This window comes from Pseudoxanthomonas kaohsiungensis, from assembly GCF_010211765.1.
Lineage (GTDB): Bacteria > Pseudomonadota > Gammaproteobacteria > Xanthomonadales > Xanthomonadaceae > Pseudoxanthomonas > Pseudoxanthomonas kaohsiungensis.
The window spans coordinates 1-1,212 of record NZ_PDWO01000035.1 but is presented as its reverse complement, the minus strand read 5'-3'; the positions used below and the strand labels follow the sequence as shown (position 1 = coordinate 1,212).

1 protein-coding gene is annotated in these 1,212 nt (G+C 65.2%); it reads right to left on the bottom strand.

The window, feature by feature from the left end:
• Nucleotides 1-29: 29 nt before the first annotated feature.
• A protein-coding gene (locus CSC66_RS17140; RefSeq protein ID WP_162378622.1) for an IS3 family transposase occupies nucleotides 30-1,144 on the bottom strand; the annotation gives its coding sequence in 2 pieces (ribosomal slippage) (nucleotides 30-895 and nucleotides 895-1,144; 1,116 coding nt in all).
• Nucleotides 1,145-1,212: the final 68 nt, after the last annotated feature.

Sequence of the window (1,212 nt, the reverse complement as noted above, 5' to 3'; positions counted from 1 at the left end):
TGACCTGCCGGGTTTTTTAGGACCACCGGTTAGTTGACGATGGCTCGGTGGGTCGGTTGCTGCTCTTGCTGCTGATCTTCCTTGAACTGCTTGGGTGTCCGGTAGCCAAGGCTGGAGTGCGGCCTGTCCTCGTTGTAGTGCCGCCGCCAGGTTTCGATGATGACCCGGGCTTCGATCCGGTTCCGGAACCATTCCATGCTCAGGCACTCGTCGCGGAACTTGCCGTTGAGGCTCTCAGCGGTGCCATTCTGCCAAGGCTTGCCCGGTTCGATGAAGGCCGTCTCGATGCCGGCGCCCTGCAGCCACTTCAGGACGGCTCGACTGACGAACTCGGGCCCATTGTCCGACCGCAGATATCGGGGCGCCCCATGCTGGCTGACCAGCCGCGATAGCACCTCGAGCACGCGCCTGGAACGGATGCTGCCCTGGACGTCGATGGCCAGGGCCTCGTGGGTCCATTCGTCGGTTACCACCAGGCACTTCAGGCCCTGGCCATTGGCGCAGCCATCGAAGACGAAGTCGTAGGCCCAGACCTGGTTCGGGCCCAGGGCAGGCAACGGCCGCGGCCGGGAGGCGGCCACGCGCTTGCGCGGCCGCTTCTTCGGCACCTGCAGCCTGGCCCGCTGCCACAGCCGGAACATCCGGTCCCAGCCCATCAGGAAGCCTTCGCGCTCCAGGTAGACGTGGATCCGGCGATAGCCGAACCGCGGGTACATGGCGGCATAGTGCTTCATCCGTTCGATCACCGGCGCATCCTTGGTTGGCTGGGTGGCGACGTAGCCGAGCGTGGAGCGCGGCACGCCCAGGAGCGCGCAGGCACGGCGTTGACTGATTCCGCGATCAACCAGGACCGGGACCAGGGCGCGCCGTGCCGGCGCGCTCACCACTTTTTTGCGGTGACCTCCTTCATGACCTCGATCTCGAGGTCCCGCTCGGCCAGCAGCTTCTTCAGCCGGGCGTTCTCCTGCTGCAGGCCGCGCAGCTGCTTCACGTCGGCCGCCTCCAGCTGGCCATACCGCTTGCGCCACACGTACAGCGTCTGCTCGCTGACGCCGTGCTTCTTGGCTACGTCCGCAATCGGCGCCTTGTCGGCCTCGCGGAGGATCTTGACCATCTGGTCTTCGGTGAATCGGGACTTGCGCATGGGCTCCTCGCTCTGTCGGGAGCCATCCTCTCAACTTTCAACTGGTCCGAAAATCACCCGGCAGGTCA